The organism is Geoalkalibacter sp., from assembly GCF_030604225.1.
Classification (GTDB): Bacteria; Desulfobacterota; Desulfuromonadia; order Desulfuromonadales; family Geoalkalibacteraceae; genus Geoalkalibacter.
This window is the reverse complement of sequence record NZ_JAUVWH010000002.1, coordinates 1-24740: the sequence shown is the minus strand read 5'-3', so window position 1 is coordinate 24740 and position 24740 is coordinate 1. Positions and strand designations below refer to the sequence as shown.

Sequence of the window (24740 nt, the reverse complement as noted above, 5' to 3'; positions counted from 1 at the left end):
GCGTTAGATCCACCGCTGGCGCATAAGAAAGGCCCGGGCCGCGGCGGCGGGCGGCGCCCCCGCGGCGACCTCGGCCGCCAGGGGCGCAAAAAGTTCCGGCGTCAACAATCGATCAAGGCGTTGCAAGGCGGGGGCCACCGTGGTGAACTGCAATTCTTCGAGGGGACGACGACCGGACAGCAGATAGGGAGCGCCGGCCGCTGTCACCAGGGGTGTGAAGTCCTGCGAAATTTCCCGCGCGAAAGCCATGTCGACCCGTTTTTCCTGCAAGGCCCGCAGGGGATCGGCGTCCTCCAGGGGCACGGCGACCGTCTCGACGCCGGTTTTTTCCTTGATATACAAGGCGACGAGGGCGTAGAAGACCCTCTGCTCGGCCGTATCGCTCAGGCCGATGTAGAGCTTGGGGCCGAAGCAGGCTTGAGCCACGGGAACCCGTACCGCCAAAAGCGCGACCGCAAGAACCAGCAAAAAAAGCGGCCACAAAAGGCAAACACCAGCATGTTCAGATCTTTTGAAAAACATGACTTCGACTATAGTGCGAGGGGCGACAAAAGGTCAAATGGCCGCGGTTTGCAAGCCCGGACAAGACGGTTTTCCGTCATTCCTCGCGCTCCAAAAGACCATATTTCTCCATCTTGTAGCGCAGGGTCGTGCGTTTGATGCCAAGCACCTCGGCGGCCCGGGTCTGCGATTGCTTTTCCCGCCTCAGGGTCTGCACGATGATCTGCCGCTCTAGATCCTCGAGCAATTCGGTCAGGCTGCCGCCACGCTCGGGCACCTTCAGACAGATTTCATCCTGATCCTGCAACCCCTGGGGGAGGTCGCGAGGCGTGATCACCTCGCCGCGCGCCAGCACCACCGCCCGCTCCATGGCGTTTTGCAGCTCGCGCACATTGCCCGGCCAGTCATAGGCCAACAGGCAGGACAAGGCGCGGGGTGCGATTTCACGCACCGCCTTGCCCATTTCGGCGGAGAACTTCGCGAGAAAGTGGCGGGCCAGGGGTTCAACATCCTCGCGGCGGTCGCGCAGGGGCGGCACATGGATATTGACCACGTTGAGGCGATAGTAAAGATCCTCGCGAAACCGTCCGGCACGCACCTCATCCTCAAGGTTTTTGTTGGTCGCCGCAACGATGCGCACATCGGAGCGGATGGTGCGTGCCCCCCCCACCCTCTCGAATTCATGTTCCTGGATGACCCGCAACAGCTTGACCTGGGCATTGAGGCTCATCTCGCCGACTTCGTCGATGAACAGGGTGCCCTCGTGGGCCAGCTCGAAGCGTCCCTTCTTGGTGCCCAAGGCACCCGTGAAGGCCCCTTTTTCGTGGCCGAACAGCTCGCTTTCAAGCACGCCCTCGGAGAGGGCGGCGCAGTTGAGCACGACGAAGGGTTTGTCCTTGCGCGGCGAATTGAGGTGAATGGAGCGGGCGATGAGTTCCTTCCCCGTGCCGCTCTCGCCGGTGATCAGCACCCCGGCGTTGCTGGCCGCGACGGACGAAACCATGTCGAACACGGCTTGCATCCGCGAATTCTCGCTGGCCACCCCGGCAAAGCTGAAGCGCTGGGCGAGTTCCTCGTGCAGATAGCGGTTTTCCGCCAGCAAGCGCTCGTGCTCCAGGGCCTTGGCCACGGTCAGCTTGATCTCATCGGTCTCGAAGGGCTTGGTGATGTAGTCATAGGCGCCGGCGCGCAACGCCTTAACGGCGCTCTCCACGGTGCCGTAGGCGGTGATCATGATGGTCGGCATGCCTGGATCGAACTCCTTGATCCGGCCCAACAGCTCCAAACCCGTCATGCCCGGCATTTGAATATCGACCAGGGCCAAATCGATGCCGCCGGAGGCCAGTTCACGCAGGGCTTCGTCCCCGCCGGGCACGGCCACCGTCTCATAGCCTTCGCGGGCCAGGACACGATCCAGCAAACGACGCATGCCTTGCTCATCATCAACGATCAGGATTTTTTCTCCCGCCATAGCCTTCGGTCAGCCTTCCCGGAATGAGCCTAAAAAATAAAACATTTTAAATGATTCAAGATTTTCAGGTCAAGTTCGGAAACACCGAAACGCAGGACCCTGGGATCGGATTGTTCCTTGACAGACTCGACATCTTGTGGTTTATATTCGCCTCAATCTCAACATCTAGGAAATTCCCCGTTTCAATCCCGATAAAGCCCCCCTTGCCGCACCGGGGGGAAACCCATCGCCATTGCCAAGAGGATCGGTATGAAAAAATCAAAAAGCTCCAGTTCCCTGCCCTTGACGACCAACGCCCGCACCGTGCTTGAGCGCCGCTACCTGCGCCGCGACGCGGAAGGCAAGGTGCTGGAAACCCCGGAAGATATGTTTCGTCGGGTAGCAAAAACCATCGCCGCGGCGGAGACCCGTTTCGCCAAGGGCCAGAATCCCGCGGAACTGGAAGAAAAATTCTACCGGCTGATGACCTCCCTGGAGTTCTTGCCCAACTCCCCGACCCTGATGAACGCCGGGCGCGAGCTTGGGCAACTCTCGGCCTGTTTCGTGCTGCCGGTGGGCGATTCCATGGAGAGCATCTTCGAGGCGATCAAGAACACCGCCCTGATTCATAAAAGCGGCGGCGGCACCGGGTTCTCCTTTTCCCGCATCCGCCCGGCCAACGACGTGGTCGCCTCCACCACCGGCGTCTCCTCGGGGCCGCTGTCCTTCATGAAGGTGTTCGATGCCGCCACCGAAACCATCAAGCAGGGCGGCACGCGGCGCGGCGCCAACATGGGCATCCTGCGCGTCGATCATCCCGACGTCATGGATTTCATCATGTGCAAGCGCGACCAGACGGTGTTGACCAACTTCAACATTTCCGTCGGTCTCACCGAAGCCTTCATGGAGGCCGTGGAAAAAGACGCCGAATACGAACTGCGCAATCCCCGCGACGAGCGCGTGGTGAAAAAACTCTCGGCGCGCAAGGTTTTCGAGCACATCGTCGAACTCGCCTGGACCAACGGCGAGCCGGGCATCATCTTCCTCGACCGCTTGAACCGCGACAACCCCACGCCCCTGGTGGGCGAAATCGAAAGCACCAATCCTTGCGGCGAACAGCCGCTGCTGCCCTACGAGTCCTGCAACCTGGGCTCCATCAATCTGGCGACCCTGGTGGATGGGGATGAGATCAACTGGGACAAGCTTGCCGAGACGGTGAAACTCGCGGTGCGCTTTCTCGACAACGTCATCGAGGTCAACAAATATCCCCTGGCCCTCATCGACGAAATGACCCGCGCCAACCGCAAGATCGGCCTGGGCGTCATGGGCTGGGCCGACATGCTGATCCTTCTGGGCATCCCCTACAACAGCCCCCAGGCGGTGCAGCTCGGCGAAAAGCTCATGAAATTCATCAACGACCAGAGCCATGAGGCGTCCCGCGACCTGGCCGAGGAGCGCGGCGCCTTTCCCAACTTCAAGGGCAGTATCTACGATCGCCCCGGCCTGCGTCCGATTCGCAACGCGACCTGCACCACCATCGCGCCCACCGGCACCATTTCCATCATCGCCAGTTCCTCGAGCGGCATCGAGCCGCTGTTCGCGGTGAGCTACGTGCGCCAGGTGCTGGACAACGACATTCTCGTCGAAGTCCATCCGCTGTTCGAGAAGGTCGCCAAGGAGCGCGGCTTCTATTCGCCCGAGCTGATGAAGCTCATCGCCGAGCACGGCACCATTCAGGACATCCCCGAAATCCCCGAGGACGTGCGGCGCCACTTCGTCACCGCCCACGACATCACCCCGGAGGATCACATCCGCATGCAGGCGGCCTTCCAGAAACACACCGACAACGCCGTCTCCAAGACCGTGAACTTCTGCAACACCGCCACCCGCGAGGATGTCTCGACGGTTTATCGCCTGGCCTACAAATCGGGCTGCAAGGGCGTCACCATCTATCGCGACGGCTCGCGCGACATGCAGGTGCTCTCCGTGGCCAAAAAAGAGGAGAAGAAGGAACCGGAAAAAGTCGTGCCCATGGAAAGCCTCAAGGCCGGACGCAAGCGTGAGCGCCCGCGCGCCCTGCGCGGCGCCACCTATCAGATGGAGACCGGCTGCGGACCGCTCTACGTGACCATCAACGAGGACAACCAGGGCCTCTTCGAACTCTTCACCACCATGGGCAAGGCCGGCGGCTGCGCGGCCAGCCAGTGCGAGGCCATCGGTCGCCTGGTGTCCCTGGCGTGGCGTTCGGGCGTGCAGGCGCGCCAGGCGGTCAAGCAGATGATCGGCATCACCTGCCACAAACCGGCCGGCTTCGGCGACAATCGCATCACCAGTTGCGCCGACGCGGTGGCCAAGGCCATCCAGATGCACATGCTGCAAGACGGCGAGAAAGGCATCGCGGTGAACAACGCAGGCGGTGCCTGTCCGGAATGCGGCGGCCCCGTCGAGCATGAAGGCGGCTGCTGCGTGTGTCATGCCTGCGGCTATTCGGAGTGCGCCTGATCTTTTAAGTAGACTGTGTGGACAAGGTGGACTGTGTGGACAACAGACGTGCGTTTGTCCACCAAGTCCACCAAATCCACGATTTATTTAAGGTTTTTCCATGACCATACTGCGCCTCTCCAAACAGATCTGCATCCCGGCCAACGAGATCGAGATGACCGCGGTTGCCGCTCAGGGCGCCGGAGGCCAGAACGTCAACAAGGTGGCGAGTGCCATCCACCTGCGCTTTGATGTCCGCGCGTCATCGCTACCGGAATTCATCAAGGAGCGGCTTCTCGCCCTCAAGGATCAGCGCCTGACCCAGGACGGCGTCATCGTCATCAAGGCGCAGCAGCATCGCACCCAGGAGCGCAATCGCGACGCGGCACTCAAGCGTCTGCAACAGATCATCCAGAGCGTGCTGGTTACACCCAGCAAGCGCAAAGCGACCAAGCCCAGCAAAAGTGCCCAGGAAAAGCGCCTGCAGAGCAAGGCGCGGCGTGGCCAGATCAAAAGCCTGCGCGGCAAGATCGCCGATTGATAGTTCCCCCTTTCTCCCCCCTCCCCGCTGGCACTCCCGTTCCTTCGCTTTATACTTTTGTTATCTACCCGATAGACCTACCCACAGGTTCCTCAGGCTAGGGAGGCCATCATGAAAAACCTGATCCTTGCAATCTTTGCGCTTCTGACCCTGGCAGCGGCCGCTCAGGCGGCGCTCAAGGGCGAGGAAGTCAGCTATGCGGCCGGCGATACTCAGCTCAAAGGCTATCTGGTCGTCAACGAAAACCTCGAAGGCAAACGACCCGGCGTACTGGTCGTTCATGAGTGGTGGGGCTTGAACACGTATGCGCGCGAGCGCGCCCGGATGCTGGCGGAGCTTGGCTACACCGCGCTGGCGGTGGATATGTACGGTGACGGCAAGACCGCCGAACATCCCAGCGAGGCGGGCCAGTTCGCGACGGCGGTGCGCAAGAATTTGCCCGTCGCCAAGGAGCGTTTTGCCGCCGCCCTGGACATGCTCAAGCAGCAACCCAGCGTCAACCCCGACCAGATTGCCGCCATCGGCTATTGCTTTGGCGGCGCGGTGGTGCTGGAAATGGCCCGCGCCGGTCTCGACCTCAGGGGCGTGGCGAGCTTTCACGGCAGCCTGACCACGGAGAACCCGGCACGCCCCAACACGATCAAGGGCCGCATTCTGGTCCTAAACGGCGCCGAGGACCCGATGATCACGGCCGAGGACATCGCCGCCTTCAAGGCCGAAATGGATGCCGTGGGCGTCGATTACCGCTTCATCAATTACCCGGGCGCAACGCACAGCTTCACCAGCCCCGCGGCCAATGAGCTCGGCAAAAAGTTTGATCTGCCCCTGGCCTACAACGCCGAAGCCGATGCCGCCTCCTGGCGGGCCTTGCAGGACTTCTTCCAGGAGATTTTCCGCTGATGTCCGTTGAGCTCTGGCGCCAGGACGATCACGGCAATCGTTATCTGGTCGGCGTTTTTGCCGAACGACACCAGGCCGAGGAGCAAATGCGGCACCTCTCGCGGGTGCCGCATAAACAAACCTATTGGATCGCATCAGCGCCCCCCTCATCCTCCCAAACGGGGTCATCCCATGATCAAGGGCGTTCTCATTGACCTGAGCGGCACCGTGCATCTCGGCGCACAGGAAATTCCCGGGGCGGTGGCCGCGATACGCCGCGTTCAGAGCAGTGGCTTGCCGCTGCGCTTCGTTACCAACACCTCGCGCATGCCGCGCCGCATGCTGCGGGAGCTTCTGCAACGGCTGGGCCTTCAGGTTCCGCCCGAGGTGATTTTCACCGCGCCCCAGGCGGTACACCGCCACCTGCGGGAGCGGCAATTGCGACCTTTTCTGCTGATTCACCCGCGCCTCATGGAGGAATTCGCCGACCTGCCCCAGGAGGATCCCAACGCCGTGGTGGTGGGCCTGGTCGAGGAAAAATTTGACTACGCCCACCTCAACCAGGCCTTTCGCCTGCTGCTCCAGGGGGCGCCGCTGCTCACCATGGGTCGCACCCGCTATTTCGAGGCCGGCGTCGGTCTGCAACTCGACGCCGGTCCCTTCGTCGTCGCCCTGGAATACGCCGCCGGCATCCAGGCACGGGTGCTGGGCAAACCCTCGGCGGACTTTTTTCATGCCGGGGTCGCCGAACTCGGCTGCCGCCCGGAAGAAGTGGTCATGATCGGCGACGATGCGGCCTCGGATGTGGGCGGCGCGTTGGCGGCCGGGTTGCGGGGAATTCTGGTGCGAACCGGCAAGTACCGCCGGGGCGATGAGGACAGGATCGGGCAGCCGGGCGCCAAGGTCGCCAAGGATCTGGCCGAGGCGGTCGCGATGATTTTGGAGGAATACGCACAGGATCCTGCGCCGAGGAGCCGCGCATGACAAAAAAAAGCCGCTGTCCCTGGGTCGATCTCGGCAAACCGGACTATGTCGCCTATCACGACGAGGAATGGGGCGTCCCGGTACACGACGACCGACGCATGTTTGAATTTCTGGTGTTGGAATCGGCGCAGGCGGGTTTGTCCTGGTACACCATCTTACGGCGGCGCGATCATTACCGGCGGCTCTTTGCCGATTTTGATCCAGGGCGGGTGGCGCGCTTCGATGAGCGCAAGATTGAAGAGTTGCTACGCGATCCGGGCATCATCCGCAATCGGGCAAAGATCAGCGCGGCGGTCGGCAACGCCCGGTGTTTTCTCGCGGTGCAGGAGGAATTCGGCAGCTTCGACGCCTACATCTGGCGCTTCGTGGAGGGTCGTCCGGTGGTTAACGAGTTGCACTGCCTGGCGGATTATCCGGCCACCTCACCCCAGTCCATCGCCCTGAGCCGCGACCTCGGGCAGAGGGGCTTTCGCTTTCTCGGTCCAACCATCTGCTATGCCCACATGCAGGCCACGGGCCTGGTGAACGACCACAGCCTGGCGTGCTTCCGGCGCCCCCAGATCCTCGCCGGCTACTGAACGCTGAGCGGAGCTTCCGGCGGACCCTGCACCGGCAGCCAATGGCAGTTTTTCCAGTCGTAGTGCTCGCGGGGGCGAAAATGATCCTTGTAGCCCATGCGGCTGCAACCGGGCACGTAATAGCCGAGGTAGTAGTAGGAAAGACCCAGACGGCGGGCGTGCTCGATTTCGTGGAGGACGCCGAGGGTGCCGGGATGCAGGTGGGCGAAGGCGGGATCGTAAAAGAAATAGACGCTGTTGAGGCAATCGCTGCCAAGATCGAGAAATCCGGCGCCGATCAATTCGCCCTGGTAGTAGAGTTCGGTTTGTAGGGCCGGGCAGGAGGGGACGTAGAAGTTATACAAAAAGTCCTCGGGATCGGCGCTTTGAGCGAAACGACCCTCGGAGTGCCGGCGGTAGAGATCGTAGATCTGCTCCGTCATTTTCAGCGCTCCGAAGCGCACCTCGACATCGCGGGTCTTTTTCAGGACCCGACGCTGGCTACGGCTGGGGGCGAAATCCGTCACCCGCACCCGCAGCGGCACGCATTTGCGGCACTGAGGGCATTCAGGACGGAAAAAGTACAGACCGAATTTGCGCCAACCCTCCGCCAGCAGCAATGACATCTCCCCCTCATCGACCCGACCCGCCAGAAAATAGCAGTAGCGTTTGCGCTGATCGGCCAGATAAGGACAATCCGTCAAGTCTTCGATCTGGGCTTGCTGGAAGATATGCATGCTTGCAAATAGCCCCCCGGTTTGCGATAGTCGAGAGCATGTCACAACTCGGTTTTGTGGTCAATCCGGCAACTTGCGTATACACCATGCATTCCTTCGACGACATCCGCCGCCAACTCGCCCAACGTCCGGCACGAATTCTTGAAGAACCCGGCCCTGCCCGCTCTGCGGTGGCCCTGATCCTGGGTCAACGCGCAGAGGGCTTGGGGATATTGTTCATTAAGCGCGCACCCCGCCCCGGTGACCCCTGGTCGGGAGACCTGGCGTTTCCCGGCGGACGCCTTGAACCTTGCGACAGCGGCCCGCAGGCCGCGGCGGAGCGGGAAACATGGGAGGAACTCGGCCTCGATCTTCAACAGGCCCTAAATCTCGGGCGCCTCGACGATATTGCCGGCGCCCACTTGCCCGTCGTCGTGTCCGGCTTTGTCTATGGCATCGGCCTGCCGGTCGGCCTGACCCTGAGCGAAGAGGTTGAGCAGGCCTTCTGGACGCCCCTGACCACGCTTCGCGATCCCCGCCGCCACGGACCGGCAGTGGTGCATTTCAACGGCAGCGCCCTGACCCGGCCCGCCATCGACCTGCTCGGCCCGGGACACAAGGTGCTCTGGGGCATCACCTACCGTCTGGTCATGGGGTTTTTCGAGCGGCTGGGCTGGTCGGTTGACCCGCGCCCTTCGGCGTATCCGGACGGGAAGGATTGATTCCTTGACTCAAGAGCAATGGGAAAATCTGTGTCGGCGGTGTGGCCAATGCTGTTTCGAGAAGTGGATCGACGGCACCCGCATCACCTATACCCGCATCGCCTGTCGTCATCTTGACATTCACAGTCGCGAGTGTCGGGTTTACGCCAAGCGCTTTACCGTCGGTGAAGGCTGTTTGCAACTCACTCCGGAACTGGTGGCGGAAATCAACTGGCTACCCGAGGACTGCGGCTATGTCGTGCATGTCAGAAATCGTCGCAAGCCGTGACAAAAAACGCGATTTGCCCGCCTCCCTGGTGCTTTGCCGACCTCAGGGAACCGCCGAGCCTTCCGCCGAAAAACCCCGATGTAATAAATTCTGTTTAATCATGCCGAGTTAGGTCCCATGCCGATTCAATGAATTAATTTTAACGACATTGGCATTCAGATTGCATTTTATCCAGGGCAAGATCCGAAACGATTTTTGCCCTGGCGCTCCCTCCTCCTGAGCCTGGGGCTTTTTTTATGCCGAAAATCCAGAGGCTCAGGAACTTCTTGAAAAAAGGCAGGGATCTGATTATATTGGGGCCGCTTTCAGCTCCACCCCAGCATTCCCCGGCGCGGAGGATTCCCTTGGACAAGCCACTGACGGACGCGGAAAAAGCCATCCTGCTCGAGGCGGCCCGGCGGGCCATTGTCGATTTTGTGCGGCAGGGATCCTTTGAACCCGTGCCGCGCGAGGAAAAATCCCTCAACCGGCGCAACGGCAGCTTCGTCACAATCAAGAAAAACGGTCAGCTGCGGGGCTGCATCGGCAATTTCCAATCGGAACGTCCGCTTTTCAGGGAGGTCGCCGAAATGGCGGTGGCCTCGGCCACCAAGGATCCGCGTTTCTATCCCATGAAATCCGAGGATCTCGACGATTTCTCCCTGGAAATTTCCGTCCTTTCCCCTTTGAAAAAGATTGACGGCATCGAGGAAATCGAAGTCGGCAAGCACGGCATCTACATCGAAAAAGGCTATTACCGCGGGGTTCTTCTGCCCCAGGTGGCCACCGAACACGGCTGGGATCGCCAGACCTTTCTCAAGCAGACCTGCATCAAGGCCGGTCTGCCCACCAACGCCTGGCAGGACGACGACGCCGAGATCTACATCTTCAGTGCCCAGATTTTCAGCGAGGATTAGCCCTTCCGCACGAAAATTTCCCGCGCCAACTCCTGATCCACGGCAAACTGGGAATTTCCGACCTGAAAGACAAAGGAAGGAAAGGTCTGCCGCAGCGCCAGGGGAGTCCCCGGCAAAACCCCCATGCTCATGAGCTTCTGCATCTTCCTGGAATCTCCCGTGGCCAGATAGGCGATCTCGCCGCCTTCACCGGCCTTGAGCTCAGTCAGGGCGACCACGCCGACCGCGCCCTTGCTGCGCGCCTCCTCGCAGCAGCGCCCCGGGGGAATGGGCTTGCCGTGAGGACAGGTGGTGGGATGATTAAGCAGGGTGCAGATCTTGGTATCGACACCCTGGTGCAGCAAGTGTTCGAGTTCGCAGGCCTTGGCGTTGCCCTCGCCGCCCTTGACGTCGAGAATATCCATCATCAGGCGCTCGGCCAAACGATGTCGGCGCACCGTCATGCGGGCCTCGGGACGGCCCTCCTTGCGAAGGTAGACGCGGTCGCCGCTGATTTCGATATAGGCCAGCCTGTCGAGCTCGGCCAGGGCCTCATCTTCGGGGCCGACGCCCAGGGTGCTCAGATGCGCGGCGTTCTCGCCCTCCTCTTCCGTGGCAATCCATAACGCCTCGAGAATTTCCTCCGCCTTGGGCGAAACTTTCATGTCGACTCCTCGTCTTGCGAATCTTTTTTTCTCAGCCAACGCCTGAGTGCCGCGGGCGGCAGCGGATTCTTGTAGCCGCACCAGGGGCAGTGAACATTGCGGCAACCCCCGAAACACTGGCCGCAGGCGCGTTGCGGCTTTTCCTCGGGAATCTCGCGGCCACAGAAGCCGCAGGTCATGAGAGCAGGCCGCTCCATAGCAACATCCGATTCAGGCTGATTCCGACGGCAAAGGCCAACAGGGAAACAAAAACCAGTATACCAAGGGAAACCTTCCAGCCCCGCTCTTTTTTCATCATCAGAAACTGGGCGATGCAGGGCACGAACAGAGTCAGCGTAACCGCCGCCACGGTCAACTGCACGGGCGACAATAGGCCGCTGGTTTGCAGATCGTAGAGGCCCGCAGCGCCGAAATCGCGTCGAAAGAAGCCGAAGATAAAAGCAGCGGCGGCCTCGGCGGGCAGCCCCAGAACCTGCATCAAAGGCGCCATGGCCCCCACCAGGCCCTCGAGCATCCCGGTCATCTTGCCCGCCCAGAGCAGCACCGAAGCGAAGATGAACAGAGGAAAGATTTCCAGGAAATACGACTGCATGCGGGTCAGGGTCTTGACCAGTACGTTGCGGATCTGGGGCAGCCGCAGGGGGGGAATTTCCATGTAGAACATGGGCTGCTCGCCCGGCAGCACCCGTGCCGCAAGAAATCCGATCACCAGAAAAATGACCAGAATGCAGAGCGTCCACACCGCCAGGGCGCCGGGAACGCCGGAGAGCAGGCCGAGAATGACCCCGAGTTGGGCGCTGCAAGGAATGGCCAAGGCGAGCAGGACCGTGGCGATGATCCGCTCGCGGTTGGTTTCGAGGGTGCGGGTGACCATGGTGGCCATGGTGTCGCAACCAAAACCGAGCACCATGGGAATGACCGCCCGGCCGTTCAGGCCGATACGCTTGAAAATCCGGTCCACCAGCAGAGCCAGACGCGGGAAATAGCCGGTATCCTCGATCACCGAAAAGACCAGGAAAAAGGTCCCGACAATCGGCAGCACCAAAGCCACGGCATAGCGTACCCCCAGGGTCAACACGCCGTATTCGCCCACCAAAAGTTCATAAAGCCATTCCCAGGGCAGATAATGGTCCCCGAGCCCCTCAAGCCAGGGGTTGATGGCCTCCTCGAACAGGGTTCCTTCGAGAAAGTCGACGATGGTCCCCGCGCCGAAGCCGCCGACCACCTGATAAAGACCGAAATACAGAACCGCCAGCAGAATCGGCACGCCGGTCCAGGGATTCATGGTCCAACCGGAGAGTCGCTCGGCAAAGCTCAGGCCGGTCAGGGGCCGCTGGCGCACCACCGCCTCGAGCAGGCCCTTGCAGATGCGTTTGCGCTCTAGGCTGATGCGCAGATGCAGATCGACGCGCCGCTCAAAGACGACGGCGTTGACGGCCTCGACAACCTGGGCGTAACCCGCGCCCTCCACCTTGGCCACCAGGCTGTCGATTTCCGCGTCGCGCTGCATGAGCAGCAAGGCCAGGGACCGCGTAGAAAGGCGGTAATCGCCCTTCAGATGGTTCGCCACCCGCCGCACGTCGCTTTCCAAATCGGCCGCGTAGCCAAATACCGCGCGCGGCTGACCCGCGTGGGAGCCAATCAGATCGCGAATTTCCTGCACGCCGCGCTTGCGGGCGGTGGCGGCGGCGATGACGGGGATGCCGAGCTTCTCCTGAAGCAGCTCCGTGTCGATGGACATGCCCAGCCGCTCGGCCTCATCCATGATGTTGACGACCAACGCCACGGGCAACCCCGCCTCGATGAGCTGAAGGGTCATGGGCAGCATGCGCTCGATGTTGCGCGCATCCAGCACATGCAGCACCAGATGGGGCGCCTCCTCGAGCAAAATGGTACGCGCCACCCGCTCTTCCTCGGTAATCGGCATGAGCGAATACATCCCCGGCGTATCGAGGATTTCGAAGCGAGAACCCTGCAGGTCGCAAAAGCCCCGCGAGACTTCGACCGAGGTACCGGGATAATTGGACACGGTGGTGTAGGCGCCGGTCAGCGCATTGAACAGGACACTCTTGCCGACATTGGGGTTGCCGACCAGAATCACCTTGGGGTGGCCGCCGGCGGTAGACGGAGATGACTTTTTCATGCGGAGAACCCATGCCCAAGATTGATAATCATTTTCATGGAAACATCCAAAAAATTGCCGTCATTTCTGACGGCACTCAGAGCAAAGTCCATAGAGCTCAAGGCGGTGATCGAGGATCTTGAAGTCGTGAAGACGGGCGACCTCGTCCTGCAGGGATTCGATGCGCGGGTCTTCAAACTCGATGATGCGCTTGCAGCCGGTGCAGATCAGATGATCGTGATGTTCCTCACCGGCCACGGACTCGTAGCGGGTTTGGCCGTCGCCGAAATTATGCTCCTCGGCGATGCCGCATTCGGAGAAAAGCTTCAGGGTGCGATAGACCGTGGCATAGCCAATGTTTGGATGTTGGCGGCGGATGCGCAGATAAAGTTCTTCCGTGGAGAGATGGGAGCCGGCGCGCAGGAATTCATCGAGAATGATCTCGCGTTGCTGGGTCGATTTCAGGCCTTTGTCGCTGAGATAGCGACGAAAGGTTTCACGGATTTTACCCAAGGCACCCTCCTGTTGAAAATGAAATGCGTAGCCCAATTTCAACCCGATGTCAAGGCATTATTCATGCGCGAGGACAAAGCGGCCCATCAGCCGAGCATCGGCAGCCAGCGATAGAGGTAGCCGGTCAGGTAGCTGAAAAGATTAAAGAACAGCATGATGCCGACCAGCATCAACAGGACGCCCGTGGCAATTTCCATGATGCGGATGTGCTTTTTGAAACGATTGAAAAAAGAGAGAAAACCGTGGAACAGCAGACCGGAGACGAGGAAGGGAATCCCCAACCCCGCCGAATAGGCCGAAAGCAGATAGATGCCGTTGCCCACCCCGCCGGTGGTGCTCGCCGCCAGAGCCAGAATGGCGCCGAGAATCGGCCCGATACAGGGCGTCCAACCGGCGGCAAAGGCAATGCCGACCAGCAAGGTGCCCAGAAAACCGCTCGGCTTGCTCTGCAGATGAACGCGCTTTTCCCCAAGCAGAACGCCGAAATGGAAGAGGCCGGACAGATGCACCCCAAAGAGAAAGATCAGCACCCCGCCGACTTTCTGGATGATGCCCAACCCCTCGCGCAAATGGCCCTGGAAGTTGTGCGAGGCCCATCCGGCCAAGCCGCCCAGGGTGACGAAGACCAGGGAAAACCCGGCGATGAAGACCAGGGAGTGCAAAACCACCGCCAGCCGCACCTTGGTGCCGGGGTTGGCATCCTTGAGCTGGCCGAAGGAAATGCCGGTGATATAGGTCAGATAGGAGGGAATAAGAGGCAACACGCAGGGAGAAAAAAAAGACAGAATCCCCGCCGAAAAGGCGATCCAGAAAGTGATGTTGGCCCCGCTCTCCATGAAATGCCCTTAGTCCTCGAGCAGTTTGGCGACATAGGCCAGGGTTTTGGGATCGGACCAGTCGCGCGCGCCGATCACATGATCGACGACGATGCCGTTGCGGTCGATGATGAAGCTCTCGGGGAAGCGAAAGACCTGATAGAGCTTTTGCACCTGCCCCTGGCTGTCCAGGGGAATGGGGAAGGAGTAGGGCGTTCTGGCCAGATAGGACGCCAGCGCCTGACGCGCGTCCTCCTCGACATTGACGGCGAGCAACTCGAAGTCGCCGCGCTCGCGGAACTTCTGGTACAGGGTCTCCATGGTGGGTTTTTCCGTGCGGCAGGGCGGGCACCAGGTCGCCCAGAAATTGATCATGACGACCTTGCCCCGCAGCTGGGAGAGAGTCACCGTGCCCCCATCGTAGGTCGGCAGGGAAAAATCAGGCGCCACCGTGCCCACACGCACGCTGGATACCGGTGGCGCATCGGGCCGGGGAGAGCCGGCCAGGGCCGCCAGGGCAGCGGCGATGACCGCCAGGGCAACGAAAACCGCGAAAAATCGACGCATGAAAAAGTCCTTTCCTCAAAATATTCCAGATTTTATATATTTACTTCCTCGGCCAGGTAAAGTCAAGGATCGCCTGCGCTCTCTTCCCACAACTGCTCGATGAGATCCATTTCCTCTTCGGAAAAACCGAAATAATGCGCCAACTCGTGCATCACCGTTTCGCGCAGCACCTGGGCCAGGGGCAGGCCGGTTTCATCGACGTAGTTTTCCACCGCTTGCTGATAGATGAGGATCAGATCGGGGGGACAACTGCCGTACTCGCTGGTGCGCTCGGGCAGGGGCCAGCCCATGTAGTAGCCAAGCAGATCGCGGGGATCCTCAAGCCCCACGGCTTCAAGGGTGTCGGCATCGGCCCAGTCATGCACCTGAAAGGAGAGATTTTCCACGCGGTCGAGAAATTCGCGGGGGATGGCGGCGATGGCGCGATCGACCTGTTCCTCGAATTCCCGGCGCGTCATTCGTCGAACCCCTGGCCCCGCGCGACGCGGAACACGGAATGAAAGCGGGCGAGCTCGCGGCCCTCCTCATCACTCAACACCGCTTCGCCGCTAAAGGAGCGACCCCGCGGACCACGCACCTCGGCACGGGCCGTCACCAGGCCCTCACGCACGGGAGCCAGAAACTTCATACTCAGCTCCGTGGTGGCGAATTGGGTCCCCTCGGGCAGCAGGCTTTTGATGGCCATGGCCACCGCCGTGTCCGCCAGACTCGTTAGGGCGCCGCCGTGCATCAGGCCGCCGCCCTGGGACAGCTTGACGGTGAAAGGCAGGCTCAACAGGGCCCTGCCGCCCTGCGCGATCTCGATGCGCAGGCCGATGAGCTCCTCGAAGGGTGCCGTGTCGATCCAGCCCTCCATGACAAAGGGGCGCTCGCCATCGGCGCGCATGGGCAGATCGCCATCCACCAGCAGTCGCGACATTCTCAACTCTCCTTTACTTGCGGATTCCGTATTTTTCCATGCGATAGATCAGGGTATGGCGGGGAATGCGCAGAAACGCCGCGGCCCGCGTCTGGTTGCCGCCGCAGCGCCGCAAGGCTTCAAGCACCGCGTCCTTTTCCAGATCCTCCAGGGAGTAACCTTCATCGGGCAATTCCAGAATGCGCCGCTGGGCGGGCGCGGCCGCCGCGGTGCCGATGGGGCGAAAATCCGCGACATCCAGGTTGTCGCCGCGCCGCAGGATCAGCATACGCTCCACGCAGTTCTCCAATTCCCGCACGTTTCCGGGCCAGTGATGCTCGGCAAGGCGCCGCAGCAGGGCATCGCTGACGCGAACTTTCTCGCCGCCGTGCTTTTTGATGAAATGCCGCACCAGCACCGGAATATCCTCGAGACGCTCGCGCAGGGCGGGCAGATACACGGGAATCACCGCGAGGCGGTAATAAAGATCCTCGCGAAATTGCCCCGCCGCCACCGCTTCTTCAAGCTTGCGGTTGGTGGCCGCCACCACCCGCACGTCAACTTTTTGCGTGCTGCCGCCCACCGGCTCGATTTCGCGTTCTTGCAGGGCGCGCAGCAACTTGGGCTGAAGCTCGGTGGGCAGTTCGCCGACCTCGTCGAGAAACAGGGTGCCGCCGTCCGCCTGGGCAAACTTGCCGGCCCGGTCGCGCACCGCGCCGGTAAAGGCCCCGCGCACATGGCCGAAAAGCTCGCTTTCCAACAATTCGCGCGGGATGGCGGCGCAGTTGACCGGCACGAAAGCGCCGCCGCCGCGCTCGCTGCCGTGATGGATGGCGCGCGCCACCAATTCCTTGCCCGTACCGCTCTCGCCGAGCAGCAAAACCGTGGCCTCGCTGTTGGCCACCCGCCGCACCAGGTCGAAAACCTGCTGCATTTTCTCGGAAATGCCGACCATCGACGAAAAGTCGATGCGCTCGCTGAGGCGTTCCCTGAGCTGGAGGTTTTCTTCCTGCAAGCCGCGATAGGCCAGGGCCTTGGCCACCACCAGGCGCAGTTCGTCGCGCCCGAAGGGTTTGGTCAGATAATCGTGGGCGCCGAGTTTCATGGCTTCGACGGCTTTTTCCACGGAACCGAAGGCGGTAATGACGATGACCAGGGCCTCGGGCCGCTCCTGCTTGATCGCCTTGAGCACCTCGTAGCCGGACAACCCGGGCATGGCGATGTCGGTAATCACCAACGGGGGATTTTCCCGGCGAAACGTCTCCAGTCCGGCACTGCCGTCGGCGGCGGTCAGGACGCGGTAACCGGATTCCTCCAGGGAAAATTCCAGCACCCGCCGCAGGGAAACGTCATCTTCGACAATCAGGATGGTGGCTTTGGCCAAGAGCTACTCCCGGGGAAAGTCCGCCGCATCAGCACGCGGCAGGATCAGGGTGAAGGTGGTGCCTTCGCCCACGTGGCTGGCGACACGGATTTGCCCGCCGTTGCGCCGCACGATGCGCTGGGTGATGGCCAAACCCAGGCCGACGCCGTCGGGACGGGTGGTATAAAAGGGCGAAAAGATCCGTTCGAGGTTTTCCTCGGCGATTCCCGGGCCATCGTCGCTGAAGTCCAGATAAAGATGAGCCTCATCGGCGCGGGCGCCGACCCTTAGGGTTCCGCCGCGCGGCATCGCCTGAACGGCGTTGAGCACCAGGTTGAGAAAGGCCTGCTTGAGTTGGTCGTCATCGCCCGACACCCAGGCCGCGGAACCTTCCATGAGCAGGCGGACACCCGATTTCTGAGCCTGGCGCTCAACCAGGCGAAACACCTCGCCCAGCACCTCGAAGGCATCGAAGGCGCCTTTCTCCGCGCGTCCGGGGCGGGCGAATTGAAGGAAATTCTCGACCACCCCGTTCAGGCGGGCCACCTCCTTGAGCAGGATCTGGGCGAATTCATAGCGCCGGTCGGCAGGATCGATGCCGTCCTGAAGTATTTCAGCGGTGCCGCGAATGGAGCCGAGGGGGTTGCGGATCTCATGGGCAAGCTCGGCGGAGAGCTCGCCCAGGGCACTAAGACGGTCGGCGCGGCGCAACTGGTCTTCGATTTCCAGAATCTGGTCGGCCTGCTCGCGCAGTTTGACGTAGCTTTCCTCGAGGCGCTGCGCAGTCTGCTGGTAGCGGGTTTTCTGCAGCCGCTCGCGCTGGGTGAGAAACCCGGTGATGAAGCCGATGACGTTGTAGAGAAAAATTTCCAGATACTGCTCCGGCTCGCTGCCGGGATGATGGCCCCACTGAAACAGCACATGGGGCGCATAGATCAGGGAAATCAGGATGGCCGTGGCCACCCCGCCGCGCAGCATGAACCAGAGCCCGCCGAGCACCACGGGCAGGTAGTACAGGCGGCGATAGATGTCATGATAATGCACCTTGTCGAGGGCGGTCAGGTAATGCAGGGCGGTAATCACCCCGATCATCCCCACCAGAATCGCAAGGCGTCGCTGATTGCCGTGGTTGGGCATAGCTGCTTTTTTACTCTCGGCGCGGGGGCGGCTGCAACCTTTATTTCGTCATTATGGTTTAAATGTTGGACACTTGCAAAGGGGCTGGAGTATTCTTTGCCGGCTCGGAGGAAAGGATGACCCTGTTTTTCGATATTCTCACCATCGTCATTCCGGTCTTTCTTGTCATTGCCCTGGGCTATGGTCTGCGTCGCGCCGCGCTCATCGACCATCAATTCCTTTTCCAGACCAACCGCCTCGTCTATTTCGTCGCCCTGCCCCTTTTGCTGTTTTACGAGATCGGCCGCGCTGATTTTGTCGCCAATTTCAACCCCGCCCTGGTGGCCGGGTCCTCCCTCGCCATCGCCCTCGGCTTTGTCCTGTCCTACGGCTACGCCGCCGTGCGCGGCTATCCGCCCGCCGTGCGCGGCGCCTTCAGCCAGGGGGCCTTTCGCGGCAACCTGGCCTATGTGGGGCTGGCCATCGTCTTCAACGCCTACGGCAGCGAAGGGTTGACCCGCGCCGGGATTCTCATGGGTTTTCTCGTACCGGTCCTCAACTTCTTCGCCATCCTCGCCCTGCTGTTGCCCCATCGCGGCACGGGCGGCGAACATGGAGCGCGTTTCTGGCTGCGCCAATTGTTGCTCAACCCTCTGATCCTGGCCTCCTTTGCCGGCATCGCCTGGAGCTTTCTGCACCTGCCCATGCCGGTGATTCTCGAACGCACCCTGCGCATCACCACGGGCATGAGCCTGCCCCTGGCCCTGCTCGCCATTGGCGGCGGCTTCACCCTCGACCGGTTGCGCGGCGATCTGGTCCGGGCTTTTCTCGCCACCGGCATCAAACTGGTGTGGCTGCCCCTGCTGGCCAGTGCCATCCTGCTGTTGTTCGGGGTGCGCGGCGAGGAATTGGCCATCGGCGTGCTCTTTGCCGGCACGCCGGCGGCGACCGCCACCTACATCATGGCCCACCAGATGAAGGGCGACGCGGAACTGGCCGGCGCCATCGTCATGCTCTCGACGCTCTTCTCCGCCCTCACCTACACCCTGACGCTGTATATTCTGCGGAGTTCCGGCCTGTGAGACGTCCGGCGGTGTCCATCCTGCTCGCGGTGCGCAACGAACAGCGGTATCTGCCCGCGGCCCTGGCGTCTCTCCAGGCCCAGACCCTCTCGGATTGGGAACTGATCGCCGTCAACGACGGCTCGCGAGACCGCACCAACGCCATTTTGCGCAAGGCCGCCCAAAACGACCCGCGCATCCGGATTTTCGACCGCCCCGGACGCGGACTGGTCGCCGCTCTCAACTTCGGCCTGAGATACTGTCGCGCGCCGCTGATCGCCCGCATGGACGGCGACGATCTCTGTCACCCCCGGCGCCTGGAAATGCAGGCGCGCTTTTTGCGCCTTAATCCCCGGATCGGACTGGTCGCAGCGGCGGTGCGGCATTTCCCCGCCTGGCGCATCACCGATGGCCTGCGCGCCTACCAGGACTGGCAGAACGCCTTGCTCCGGCCCGAGGAGATCCGCCGCGACCTCTTTGTCGAATCACCCTTTGCCCATCCCAGCGTCATGCTGCGCCGCGAGGTTCTCCGCCAGGCAGGGGGCTATGAAGAACGGCCCTGGGCCGAGGATTACGACCTGTGGCTGCGGCTGGCCCGCGCAGGCGTCGGTTTTGCCCGCTTGCCGCGGATCCTGCTCGATTGGCGCGATCGCCCGCAACGCCTGACCCGGACCGCCCCCACCTGCACGGCCGCGGCTTTTCGCGCATGCAAGATCCATCACCTCCAGCAGGATGTTCTGCGCGAGGTCCGGGAGGTCAGCCTGTGGGGCGCCGGCCTGGAGGGCAAGGCCTGGCGCAAGGAACTCAGCGCGGCGGGCATCGCCGTCACCCGCTGGCTGGACATCGATCCGCGCAAGATCGGCCAGCGCATCCACGGCGCGCCGGTGGTCTCCATCGAGGATCTGCAACCAGGCGGCCCGCCGGTGCTGGTCACCGTCGGCGCCCGCGGCGCCCGGCCGCAGGTGCGGGCATGGGCGCGGCAGAGGGGCCTGAGCGAAGGCCGAGATTTCCTGATCGTCACCTGAAACCGAGGACTGAAACGATGACTGAAAACCCCCAATCCCACAGCCCGGACCAGCTTTTGTCGAGCTACCCCTCCTTCACCATCGGCGAGCGCTTTCGCATCCTCGCCCCCGAGGATCAAGCGCCGCGCGACGAGCGCATCAACCTGATCATCGCCAAGGGGGCCTTCGGTTCGGGCGAACACGAAACCAGCGCCTGCTGCCTGGAAATGCTCGAGGAGCTGCCGCAGGTTCAAAACGCCCGGGTGCTCGACCTGGGCAGCGGCACCGGCATCCTCGCCCTGGCCGCCCTCAAGCTCGGGGCGGCGAGCGCCGTGTGCATCGACATCAACCCCGCGGCGGTGCGCACCTGCGAACGCAACTGCGCCCTCAACGGACTCAGCGATCGGGTGCGCAACATCGCCGGCAGTCTCGACAGCCTCGACGCAGGCGGTTTTGATCTGGTGCTCGCCAACATCTACGGCGACCTGCTCCTCGATTTCGCTTCCGGACTCGTCGAACGCACCCGACCGGGCGGCATGCTGCTGCTCTCTGGCATCCTCTGGGCCTACAATTTCGATGTGCGCACCTGCTACGAGCGTCTCGGCTGCCAGGTGGTCAAGAACCGCATGCTGCAGGAGTTCAGCACGGTCTTGCTGCAAAAGGGCTGAAACGCCAAGGGCGCCCTGCACGGGGCGCCCTTGTTTGCATCACGGCTGTTTTGTCGTTTTATTTCCAGGCCTGAATTCGTTCCAGACTGCGCTGCAAAATGGCCAGTTTTTCTTGCGCCTCGACCAGCTTGCCGCGATCTTTTTCCAGCACTTCGGCGGGAGCGTTGGCGACAAATTTCTCGTTGGCCAGCTTCTTGGCAAAAAAGTCCACGTCCTTTTGCACCTTGGCGATTTCCTTCGCCAGGCGTTTTTCCTCCTCGACCACGTCGATGAGCCCCGCCATGGGCAACAGCACCTCAACGTCTCCCGCCACCTGAGTCGCCGCCTTGTCGGGACGCGCGCTGCCGACGCCGAAGCTCAACTCACCAAGCCCCGCCAAGGTCCGGATGGCGGCTTCGCCCTCGGCAACCATGGCAGCGGCGGCCGCGCTCTTGCAATCGAGGACTGCGCTGATTTTGCGCCCCGGTGTGACATCCATCTCGCCGCGGATATTGCGGATGGCTCGGATCACTTCCATGATCGCCTCCATGCGCGCGGCGCCGGAGGCGTTTTCCGGCAGTCCCTCGCCCAGGGGATAGGCGGCCTGCATGAGAAAGCGCGTCGGGCGTTTGCCCGGCAGGGATTGCCAGATTTCCTCGGTAATGAAAGGCATGAGCGGGTGCAGCAGGCGCAACAATTGCTCAAGGACGATGAACAGAACCGCCTGCACCCGTGCCCGGCGCGCCGCATCGCCGCCGTAGAGATCGTCCTTGATCAGCTCGATGTACCAGTCGCAGAATCCGTTCCAGGTGAAGGCATAGAGGATATTGGCCGCCTCGTTGAAGCGGTAGCCTTCCAGGGCCTTGTTGGCGGCGCGCGCCGCTTCGCCGAGGCGCACCAGAATCCACTGATCGGCCAGGGACAATTCCTCGGGCTTGAGAGCTGCTCGCGCCGGATCGAAATCCTCCAGATTCATCAGGGCGAAGCGTGCCGCGTTCCACAACTTGTTGGCGAAGGCCTTGTAGCCAGCGATACGCTCCGTGGCGAGTTTGATGTCGCGGCCCATGGCGGCGAAGGCGGCCAGGGTGAAGCGAAAGGCGTCGGCGCCATATTCGTCGATCACCCCCAGGGGATCAATCACGTTGCCCTTGCTCTTGCTCATCTTCTGCCCCTGGGCGTCGCGCACCAGGGCGTGGATGTAGACCTCGCGGAAGGGCACCTCGCCCATGAACTTGAGGCCCATCATCAACATGCGCGCCACCCAGAAAAACAGGATGTCGAAGCCGGTCACCAGGCAGGAAGTGGGGTAGAACTTGCGCAGGGTCTCCGTATCCTCGGGCCAGCCCATGGTGGAAAAGGGCCAGAGCGCCGAGGAAAACCAGGTGTCGAGCACGTCGCTTTCCTGGCGGATGTTGCTGCCGCCGCAATGGGCGCAGACGCCGAGGTCCTCGCGGGACACGCTGATCTGATCGCAGTCGTCGCAGAACCAGGCAGGGATGCGGTGTCCCCACCAGATCTGACGACTGATGCACCAGTCCTGAATGTTGAACATCCACTCGAAGTAGGTTTTCTCCCACTGCGCCGGCACGATGCGCGTATCGCCCTGCTGCACCGCCTTGATGGCCTGCTCGGCGAGGGGCGCGACACGGACGTACCACTGCTTGCTCAGGTAGGGCTCGATGATCGTTTTGCAGCGATAGCATTCGCCCACCGCCAGCTTGTAATCCTCGATACGCTCGAGCAGTCCCTGGGCTTCGAGATCCGCGACCACCGCCTTGCGCGCCGCGCCGCGGGCCTGTCCCTGGTAGGGGCCGCCGTTTTCGTTGATGCGGCCTGATTCGTCAAAAATGTTGATGAATTCGAGCTGATGGCGCTTGCCGATCTCGAAGTCGTTGAAATCGTGGGCGGGCGTGATCTTCACCGCGCCGCTGCCGAACTGGGGATCGACGTACTCATCAGCGATGATTGGGATTTCGCGTTTGACCAGGGGCAGCAGCACGCGCTTGCCGATCAGGTCGCGGTAGCGCTCGTCCTCGGGATGCACGGCCACGGCGGTATCGCCGAGCATGGTTTCCGGGCGGGTGGTGGCCACCACGATGTGAAGGTCGGTCCCCTGCACCGGGTAGCGCATGTGCCAGAGATGGCTTTTCTTCTCGTCGTGCTCGACTTCCAAGTCGGAGAGGGCGGTGTGGCAGCGCGGGCACCAATTGATGAGGCGGTTGTCGCGATAGATCAGCCCTTCCTCGTAGAGGCGCACGAACACCTCGCGCACCGCCTGGGACAGGCCCTCGTCCATGGTGAAGCGCTCGCGCTGCCAGTCGCAGGATGCGCCGAGGCGCTTGAGCTGGTTGATGATCTGCCCGCCCGATTCCTCGCGCCACCGCCAGACCCGCGCGACGAATTCCTCGCGCCCCAGGGCGTGACGGTCCTGACCCTGCGCGGCCAATTGCTTCTCCACCACATTCTGCGTGGCGATGCCGGCGTGATCGGTCCCCGGCATCCACAGCACCTCGTGGCCGGTCATGCGTTTCCAGCGGGCGAGAATATCCTGCAGGGTGTTGTTGAGGGCGTGCCCCATGTGCAGGACACCGGTGACGTTGGGCGGTGGGATGACGATGGAATAGTGGGGCTTGGGCGAGTTCTCGTCGGCGTGAAAACAGCCGCCGGCCTCCCATTGACGGTACCATTTGTCCTCTACCTGGGCCGGCTCGTATCCTTTGGGCAGCTTGGGTTCCATCGTCACTCTGATCCTTTGGCTGAATTCGGCATCCCGGCATTCGCGACAAGGCCCGGAAAATGCTTCCAAAAATGGAAACGGGGATTCTAGCAATCCCCGTTTCATCCGTCAACCATGTGATTTTATGCTTACTTGAGCGCTTCTTTGATCTTGCGGATTTCATCCTTGATGAGGCTCTCGGCCAAATCGGGCACCACCTCCCAGGCAATGCGTTCCAGGATGGTGCCGGCCAGGCGGTTGACCACCTCGGCGGCGACCCGCTCCACCACGGCGGCCATGGCATCCTCGCTCAAGGAAGCCTCGCCCCCCACCGAGACGGAAGGAGACGGCGCGGCCTCCTCCGCGCGGGCCGGAGGAGCAAGCGGGGCGGAAAATTCAAACACCGGTGGGGCCGGGGTTACGGCGGCGACCGGTGGTTCCTCGACAGGCAGGGATTCCGCCGGGACGATTTCCTCGGGGTCCGCCAGGGTTTCGTCCTCCTCGTCAAAAAGAATGTCGGCGTCGTCGAGTTCCAGAACCTCCTCGTCCTCCTCGACCGATTCAGCCTCCGCCGCGGGCGGAGTCGCGGGCGGAGCTTCGGACGCCGGCGGCGCCGCGGGCTCGCCGGTCATATCCTCTTCCTCCAGCGTGAAATCACCCCAGAAACCCTCATCCTCCTCGACCAGATCCTCCGCGACCGGGGTGGAAATCTCGCCCGGCAGCGCGGGCGCAACGCTGCTTTCCCGCCACATGTCGGCCCGGGGCGCCGCAGTGGCAGCGGGAGCGACGGCAGCCGTGGCCGCGGGTCGCGCCAGACGCTCGGGCGCGAGAGCCAGCAAGCTGTTCACCCGATCAATGAGCGCCTGGGATTCGAAGGGTTTGGCAATCCAGCCGTCGGCGCCGGCGCCACGCGCCTTGTCCTCGTCGAAAGGCTCGAAGGTGCCCGTCAACAACAATACCGGCACACCGCGCAAGGCGGGTTCGTTCTTCACCGCCGCGCAGAGCTCGTAACCGTCGAGGCCGGGCATCAGCACATCGGCCAGAATGAGGTCGGGACGATCGGCGCGGGCCAGGGCCAAGGCGCTGTCGCCATTGTCGGCGATGGCCAGGGCGACGTCCTCATTGGCAAAGGTGATGCCGATAACCTTCTGGATGGTAATGCTGTCATCGGCGAGCAGCAGTTTCTTACTCATGCGTGCCTCCTTGCGGCAGCCCGGGCAGGATCGGCGTGGATCCCGGCAGGACGAAGGACAAAATCAAGCAGGGCATCTGGTTTTTT

25 protein-coding genes are annotated in these 24740 nt (G+C 62.0%); 11 read left to right on the top strand and 14 right to left on the bottom strand.

The features are described 5' to 3' along the window. Positions 1-3: 3 nt before the first annotated feature. Both QAT43_RS00575 and QAT43_RS00570 read right to left on the bottom strand, forming a co-directional pair. Positions 4-468 carry a hypothetical protein gene (locus tag QAT43_RS00575; protein WP_305041074.1) on the bottom strand — a complete coding sequence of 155 codons (465 nt, stop codon included), beginning with the start codon at positions 466-468 and terminating at the stop codon, positions 4-6. 130 nt (positions 469-598) lie between these two features. Further along, on the bottom strand, positions 599-1972 hold the full coding sequence (locus tag QAT43_RS00570) for a sigma-54-dependent transcriptional regulator (protein ID WP_305041073.1): 1374 nt from the start codon (positions 1970-1972) through the stop codon (positions 599-601). A 249-nt stretch (positions 1973-2221) separates the two neighbouring features. Between QAT43_RS00570 and QAT43_RS00565 the strand changes: the two genes are divergently transcribed. The 5 genes from QAT43_RS00565 to QAT43_RS00545 all read left to right on the top strand — a co-directional run bounded on the left by QAT43_RS00565 (position 2222) and on the right by QAT43_RS00545 (position 7414). Further along, positions 2222-4453, top strand: coding sequence for a vitamin B12-dependent ribonucleotide reductase (locus tag QAT43_RS00565; protein ID WP_305041072.1), 2232 nt, complete (start codon positions 2222-2224; stop codon positions 4451-4453). A gap of 106 nt (positions 4454-4559) precedes the next feature. Then, positions 4560-4973, top strand: a complete 414-nt coding sequence (gene arfB / locus QAT43_RS00560; protein ID WP_442900171.1) for an alternative ribosome rescue aminoacyl-tRNA hydrolase ArfB — start codon at positions 4560-4562, stop codon at positions 4971-4973. 111 nt (positions 4974-5084) lie between these two features. Beyond that, positions 5085-5873 carry a dienelactone hydrolase family protein gene (locus tag QAT43_RS00555; protein WP_305041070.1) on the top strand — a complete coding sequence of 263 codons (789 nt, stop codon included), beginning with the start codon at positions 5085-5087 and terminating at the stop codon, positions 5871-5873. A 171-nt stretch (positions 5874-6044) separates the two neighbouring features. Further along, positions 6045-6836: a TIGR01458 family HAD-type hydrolase gene (locus tag QAT43_RS00550; RefSeq protein WP_305041069.1), complete on the top strand. Its 792-nt coding sequence runs from the start codon at positions 6045-6047 to the stop codon at positions 6834-6836. Then, entirely contained in the window at positions 6833-7414 is a 582-nt protein-coding gene (locus QAT43_RS00545) for a DNA-3-methyladenine glycosylase I (protein ID WP_305041068.1), read from the top strand. Before QAT43_RS00550 ends, QAT43_RS00545 begins: the two co-directional genes overlap by 4 nt. Here the strand turns inward: QAT43_RS00545 and QAT43_RS00540 are convergent. Next, on the bottom strand, positions 7408-8130 hold the full coding sequence (locus QAT43_RS00540; protein ID WP_305041067.1) for an arginyltransferase: 723 nt from the start codon (positions 8128-8130) through the stop codon (positions 7408-7410). The genes QAT43_RS00545 and QAT43_RS00540 overlap by 7 nt on opposite strands. Positions 8131-8168: 38 nt before the next feature. On the opposite strand from QAT43_RS00540, the gene QAT43_RS00535 reads away from it, so the two are divergent. The 3 genes from QAT43_RS00535 to amrA all read left to right on the top strand — a co-directional run bounded on the left by QAT43_RS00535 (position 8169) and on the right by amrA (position 9995). Beyond that, the gene (locus QAT43_RS00535; RefSeq protein WP_305041066.1) at positions 8169-8831 is read left to right on the top strand and encodes an NUDIX hydrolase; all 663 of its coding nucleotides are present in this window, start codon (positions 8169-8171) and stop codon (positions 8829-8831) included. Between the two features lie 4 nt (positions 8832-8835). Next, complete coding sequence (locus tag QAT43_RS00530) at positions 8836-9099, top strand: hypothetical protein (protein WP_305041065.1); 264 nt, start codon at positions 8836-8838, stop codon at positions 9097-9099. A 344-nt stretch (positions 9100-9443) separates the two neighbouring features. Beyond that, positions 9444-9995 carry an AmmeMemoRadiSam system protein A gene (gene amrA, locus QAT43_RS00525; protein ID WP_305041064.1) on the top strand — a complete coding sequence of 184 codons (552 nt, stop codon included), beginning with the start codon at positions 9444-9446 and terminating at the stop codon, positions 9993-9995. Here amrA and QAT43_RS00520 read toward each other — a convergent pair. The 9 genes from QAT43_RS00520 to QAT43_RS00480 form a co-directional block, all read right to left on the bottom strand. Further along, a complete protein-coding gene (locus QAT43_RS00520; protein ID WP_305041063.1) occupies positions 9992-10639 on the bottom strand; it encodes a metal-dependent transcriptional regulator in 648 nt (215 codons plus the stop codon). The two genes, amrA and QAT43_RS00520, sit on opposite strands and share 4 nt — an antisense overlap. 175 nt (positions 10640-10814) lie before the next feature. Next, positions 10815-12782, bottom strand: a complete 1968-nt coding sequence (gene feoB, locus QAT43_RS00515) for a ferrous iron transport protein B (RefSeq protein WP_305041062.1) — start codon at positions 12780-12782, stop codon at positions 10815-10817. Between the two features lie 60 nt (positions 12783-12842). Beyond that, the gene (locus QAT43_RS00510) at positions 12843-13274 is read right to left on the bottom strand and encodes a Fur family transcriptional regulator (RefSeq protein ID WP_305041061.1); all 432 of its coding nucleotides are present in this window, start codon (positions 13272-13274) and stop codon (positions 12843-12845) included. Between the two features lie 86 nt (positions 13275-13360). After that, positions 13361-14110, bottom strand: coding sequence for a cytochrome c biogenesis CcdA family protein (locus QAT43_RS00505; RefSeq protein WP_305041060.1), 750 nt, complete (start codon positions 14108-14110; stop codon positions 13361-13363). Positions 14111-14119: 9 nt separating this feature from the next. Continuing rightward, positions 14120-14656 (bottom strand): TlpA disulfide reductase family protein, encoded by a 537-nt coding sequence (locus QAT43_RS00500; RefSeq protein ID WP_305041059.1) that lies wholly within the window; start codon positions 14654-14656, stop codon positions 14120-14122. A gap of 62 nt (positions 14657-14718) precedes the next feature. Then, on the bottom strand, positions 14719-15114 hold the full coding sequence (locus tag QAT43_RS00495) for a metallopeptidase family protein (protein WP_305041058.1): 396 nt from the start codon (positions 15112-15114) through the stop codon (positions 14719-14721). Continuing rightward, positions 15111-15575, bottom strand: a complete 465-nt coding sequence (locus tag QAT43_RS00490) for a PaaI family thioesterase (protein ID WP_305041057.1) — start codon at positions 15573-15575, stop codon at positions 15111-15113. The genes QAT43_RS00495 and QAT43_RS00490 overlap by 4 nt, the downstream gene beginning before the upstream one ends. 13 nt (positions 15576-15588) lie before the next feature. Next, positions 15589-16938 (bottom strand): sigma-54-dependent transcriptional regulator, encoded by a 1350-nt coding sequence (locus QAT43_RS00485; protein WP_305041056.1) that lies wholly within the window; start codon positions 16936-16938, stop codon positions 15589-15591. 3 nt (positions 16939-16941) lie between these two features. Beyond that, positions 16942-18054 carry a two-component system sensor histidine kinase NtrB gene (locus QAT43_RS00480; RefSeq protein ID WP_305041055.1) on the bottom strand — a complete coding sequence of 371 codons (1113 nt, stop codon included), beginning with the start codon at positions 18052-18054 and terminating at the stop codon, positions 16942-16944. A 116-nt stretch (positions 18055-18170) separates the two neighbouring features. Here QAT43_RS00480 and QAT43_RS00475 point away from each other — a divergent pair, with 116 nt between their 5' ends. The 3 genes from QAT43_RS00475 to QAT43_RS00465 are packed head-to-tail and all read left to right on the top strand — an operon-like array spanning position 18171 to position 20766. After that, positions 18171-19115 (top strand): AEC family transporter, encoded by a 945-nt coding sequence (locus QAT43_RS00475; protein ID WP_305041054.1) that lies wholly within the window; start codon positions 18171-18173, stop codon positions 19113-19115. Continuing rightward, positions 19112-20119, top strand: a complete 1008-nt coding sequence (locus QAT43_RS00470; protein WP_305041053.1) for a glycosyltransferase family 2 protein — start codon at positions 19112-19114, stop codon at positions 20117-20119. Before QAT43_RS00475 ends, QAT43_RS00470 begins: the two co-directional genes overlap by 4 nt. 17 nt (positions 20120-20136) lie before the next feature. Then, positions 20137-20766 (top strand): 50S ribosomal protein L11 methyltransferase, encoded by a 630-nt coding sequence (locus QAT43_RS00465; RefSeq protein WP_305041052.1) that lies wholly within the window; start codon positions 20137-20139, stop codon positions 20764-20766. A 58-nt stretch (positions 20767-20824) separates the two neighbouring features. Here the strand turns inward: QAT43_RS00465 and QAT43_RS00460 are convergent, their stop codons facing one another. Together QAT43_RS00460 and QAT43_RS00455 are read right to left on the bottom strand one after the other, a co-directional pair. Next, on the bottom strand, positions 20825-23482 hold the full coding sequence (locus QAT43_RS00460; RefSeq protein ID WP_305041051.1) for a valine--tRNA ligase: 2658 nt from the start codon (positions 23480-23482) through the stop codon (positions 20825-20827). A gap of 128 nt (positions 23483-23610) precedes the next feature. After that, a complete protein-coding gene (locus QAT43_RS00455) occupies positions 23611-24654 on the bottom strand; it encodes a response regulator (RefSeq protein WP_305041050.1) in 1044 nt (347 codons plus the stop codon). Positions 24655-24740 lie beyond the last annotated feature (86 nt).